The following is a 4,100-nucleotide window of genomic DNA, read 5'->3' as shown; positions in this document are numbered from 1 at the left end:
GCGGGGGGGGGGGCCGCCCCCGGGGGGGCGGGGGGGGGGGGGGGGGGGGGGGGGGGGGCCCCCCCCGGGGGGGGGGGGGGGCGGGGCCCCGGCGGGGGCCCCCGCCCGGTGGTGGTCGCTCGCGTGATCGCTGAGGTGGTAGCTCAGTAGCGGCGCGCCCCGTCGTCGTACGGCCGGCCGTGGTCTTGGCCGTGGTCCTGAACCTGGCCGGGAGCGGCGTACGAGCCGTGGGCGGTCGGGTGGGTCTGCTGCTGGGCCGCCGGGTAGCCGGCCGGCTGTGCGGCGTGGGTGGCGACGGGCGCGGCCGGCTCCTCGCCGTGCGAGAAGTGCGGCAGCCAGCCGAGCCAGCGGGGCAGGTACCAGTTCTTCTCGCCGAGCAGCGCCATCACCGAGGGCAGCAGCACCATCCGGACCAGCGTGGCGTCCAGCAGGACCGCGACCGCGAGGCCGACGCCCATCTGCTGCATGTCCTGCATGGAGAGCATCGCGAAGACCGCGAAGACCGCCACCATGATCGCCGCGGCCCCGGAGATGGAGCCGGCGGTGGCCTGGATGCCCTCCACGATCGCGGCGCCGGTGGAGCGGCCCCGGTCGTGCGCCTCACGGATGCGGGAGACCACGAAGACGTGGTAGTCCATCGACAGGCCGAACAGGATGACCAGCACGAACAGCGGCATCCAGGACTCGATCGCGCCGACCTTCTCCATGCCGAGCAGCCCGGCGCCCCAGCCGTGCTGGAAGACGGCGACCATCACGCCGTAGGCGGCGGCCACCGACAGCAGGTTGAGCACGATCGACACCAGCGCGATGGGCACCGAGCGGAAGCAGACCAGCATCAGCAGGAACGTCATCGCGATGATGAACACGAAGACCGGCACGATGCCCGCCTTGAGCTGGTCGTTGAAGTCCATGGACGAGGCCAGGTCGCCGGTGACGTAAACCTGGTCGGTGGCGTCCGCCAGGGTGCTCGGCACCACCTCGTCGCGCAGCGTCTCAAGGGACCGCTTGGACGCGTCGTCGGTGCCGTTGCCGGCCAGCGGCACGTCGATCTCGGCCACGCCCTGGTCCGGGTGGATGCTGACCTCGATGTCCTTGCCGAACTCGCCCGCCGCAGCGGCCTGCTTCTTGAAGTCGGCGACCGCGGCCGTGAAGCGCGGGCTCCGTACGTCGCCCTCCATGACCACCTGGGCCGGCGAAGGGCCGCCGGGGAAGGTGTCGGTGATCTCGCGGAAGGCCACGGCGATGCCGGCGTCCTTGCCGAACTGCTTCTCCAAGCCGAGCTGTTCGGTCTTCATGCCAAGCGCCGGTGCGCCCAGCACCACCAGGAGCGCTGCGGCCAGCACGGCGAACACCTTCGGGCGGCCCACCACGGGCCTGATCAGCGTGGTGACGACGCCGGGCCTGGCCGGCGGGGCCGCGCGGCGCTGGGCCCTGCGGCCCACGAACGGCAGCCGGCCCTTGTTCACCCGGTCGCCGAGCCAGGAGAGCATCGCGGGCAGGACGGTCACCGAGCCCAGCATGGCGATGAAGACGACCACGATGGTGGCGACGGCGAAGCCCTTGAAGAGCAGCAGCCCGGAGAAGAACATGCCGGCCATGGCGACCATCACGGTGAAGCCGGAGACCAGTACGGTCCGGCCGCTGGTGGCCGCGGCGATGCGCAGCGCGGTGGCCGAGTCGTGGCCCCCGGCCCGCGCGTCCCGCTCCCGGCGCAGGTAGAACAGGCAGTAGTCGACGCCGACGGCCAACCCGACGAGGAACATCACCGAGTTGATGGTGGGCGTCAGGTGCATCTGGTGGCTGATCAGCGCGAGGGCGCCGAAGGTGGCGATGCAGGCGGTCAGGGCGAGGATCACCGGCAGCAGGGCGGCGACCGCGGCGCCGAAGACCACGAACAGGATGCCGAGCGCCAGCGGTACGGCCGTGAATTCGGCCTTCTTCATGTCGTCACCGAGCACCGTCTCCAGCCAGGTGGCGGAGCTGGCTTCGCCGAACTGGTAGACCTCCAGCTCCTTGTGTGACTTGGCGGCCTGGTCGACCAGATCCATCACCGGGTCGACGCGGTCGCTCGCGCTGTCGGCGTCGCCCTTCATGTCGAAGGTGATCAGCCCTTCCCGGCCGCTTTCGGAGCGTACGGGTGGCTTGAGGTGTTCGACCTCGCCGGTTCCCGCGATGTCGGTGGCGAGTTGCCCGGCCACCTTCTGCCAGCCGTCCGGCTCGGGGCTGCGCACCATGACCATCTCGCTGGCGGGCGTCTGGAGGCCGGCGTCCTCCAGGATCTTCTCGGCCTTGACGGAGTCGCCCGCGCCTTCCTCGGAGTGGGTCATCTCGACCATGCCCGAGGCGCCGCCGACCACTGCGATCAGCACCACGAACAGCAGCCAGCCGAAGATCGCGGTCTTGCGGTGGCGGGTACTCCATCCGCCGAGTCGGGCCGCGAGGTTCTGCTTCATGGCGTCTCTCCCCCTGAGGTAAGGACCGAATAAGTCACGTCCCTCACGCTAGGAATCGCCAGCCCCGCTCCCCAGCCGCCAAAGCACCCAACGCCTGAAGCAAAAGGCGAGGTGGGCGGGGTGGTGCTAGGTACACCCCCACTCGGTGCCCGGCGCCAGTGCCGCACAATGATCGGGCCGCCAGACTGGATGAGTGCCCGAGGTTCGGGTGGATGGCCGATCACGGGGAGAGCAAACAGATGAGAGTCCGCAACGCGCTGACCGCCACCGCCCAGGGGTTCGCGCTGATGTTCATCACGCTCGTGGGCTCGATCACGCTGTTCGTGTTCTCGGTGCTCTCGCTCGTCTTCATCGTGCTGGGCCTCGGCCTGATCACCACCCCGTACGTGACGGCGGCGGTGCGCGGCTTCGCCAACTGGCGCCGGCGCACGGCGGCCGATTGGGCGGGCATCACCATCCCGGAGCCGTACCGCCCCTTCCCCGACCTGCCGCGCCGCGGTCTCGCCGGAGTGGTCGAGCGCACCACCTTGATCCTGAAGGACCCGGCGTCCTGGCGCGATCTGCTGTGGCTGTTCACCGACATGATCGTGGGGTTCGTGCTGGCGCTGCTCGCCTTCGTGTTCATCCCGTACGGGATCTACGGCCCGGTCCTCGCGGCGGGCGTGTGGGAGCCGATCGTGAACTCCGGCGGCGGTGAGTGGTACGCCTTCGTGCCGGTCACCTCGCAGTACACGGCGAACCTCGCGGCGCTGGTCGGGCTCGGGTTGATCGTGCTCGGCGTGTTCACCAGCCCGGCGTTCCGGCAGGGCCACTTCCACGTCTGCCGCGGCCTGCTGGCGCCCACCCCGCAGATGGTGCTCGCGGCCCGGGTCGAGCGGCTGACCACCACCCGGCACGACGCGGTGGACTCCTCGGCGGCCGAACTGCGCCGCATCGAGCGCGACCTGCACGACGGGGCGCAGGCCAGGCTGGTGGCGATGGGCATGAGCCTGGGCACCATCGAGGCGCTGATCGAGAAGGACCCGCAGCAGGCGAAGAAGATGCTGTCGATGGCCCGGGCGAACTCGGCCGAGGCGCTGTCGGAACTGCGTGACCTGGTGCGCGGCATCCACCCGCCGGTGCTGGCCGAGCGGGGTCTGGGCGATGCGGTGCGGGCGCTGGCGCTGCGGATGGCGCTGCCGGTCGAGGTGGACGTGGAGTTGCCCGGGCGGTTCGAGGAGCCGGTGGAGTCGGCGGCGTACTTCGCCATCAGCGAGGTGCTGACCAATGCGGCCAAGCATTCCGGGGCGCGGCGGGTGTGGCTGGACGTGCACTACGCGGACGGCGCGCTGCGGATGGCGGTCACCGACAACGGCCGGGGCGGCGCGGACACCGCGGGTGGCACCGGGCTGACCGGGATCGAGCGGCGGCTCGGCGCCTTCGACGGGCTGCTGGCGATCAGCAGCCCGGCCGGCGGCCCGACCATGGTCACCATGGAGATCCCCTGCCAGCCCTTCCCGGCCCGCGCGGACCGGCCCTGAGCCCGGTCCGGGCGCGCCTGGCCCTGGCTGCCGGCGGCTGGGGTGGGCGCGCCCGCCCACGGCTGGCGACGGCCGGGCCGGGCGCGCCGCCCCCGGCCCGGCGGGGCGCGCCGGGCCCCGGCGGGGT

The 4,100-nt window shown here is 71.8% G+C and carries 2 protein-coding genes; one reads left to right on the top strand and one right to left on the bottom strand.

The annotated features are described in order from the left end of the window. Nucleotides 1–143: 143 nt before the first annotated feature. Nucleotides 144–2,453 (bottom strand): MMPL family transporter, encoded by a 2,310-nt coding sequence (locus AAHZ94_RS29585; protein ID WP_349996759.1) that lies wholly within the window; start codon nt 2,451–2,453, stop codon nt 144–146. A 239-nt stretch (nt 2,454–2,692) separates the two neighbouring features. Between AAHZ94_RS29585 and AAHZ94_RS29580 the strand changes: the two genes are divergently transcribed. Further along, nucleotides 2,693–3,973 (top strand): sensor histidine kinase, encoded by a 1,281-nt coding sequence (locus tag AAHZ94_RS29580; protein ID WP_349996758.1) that lies wholly within the window; start codon nt 2,693–2,695, stop codon nt 3,971–3,973. Nucleotides 3,974–4,100 lie beyond the last annotated feature (127 nt).

Origin of the sequence: Streptomyces sp. HSW2009, assembly GCF_040240285.1 — a bacterium.
Lineage (GTDB): Bacteria > Actinomycetota > Actinomycetes > Streptomycetales > Streptomycetaceae > Streptomyces.
Note: the sequence above shows the minus strand (reverse complement) of the source record. Positions and strands in the feature narration are given on the sequence as shown.

What these genes read in the sequence shown, in the direction of transcription:
- AAHZ94_RS29585 (WP_349996759.1), bottom strand. Translation starts at nt 2,453, where the DNA reads ATGAAGCAGAACCTCGCGGCCCGACTCGGCGGATGGAGTACCCGCCAC.
- AAHZ94_RS29580 (WP_349996758.1), top strand. Translation starts at nt 2,693, where the DNA reads ATGAGAGTCCGCAACGCGCTGACCGCCACCGCCCAGGGGTTCGCGCTG.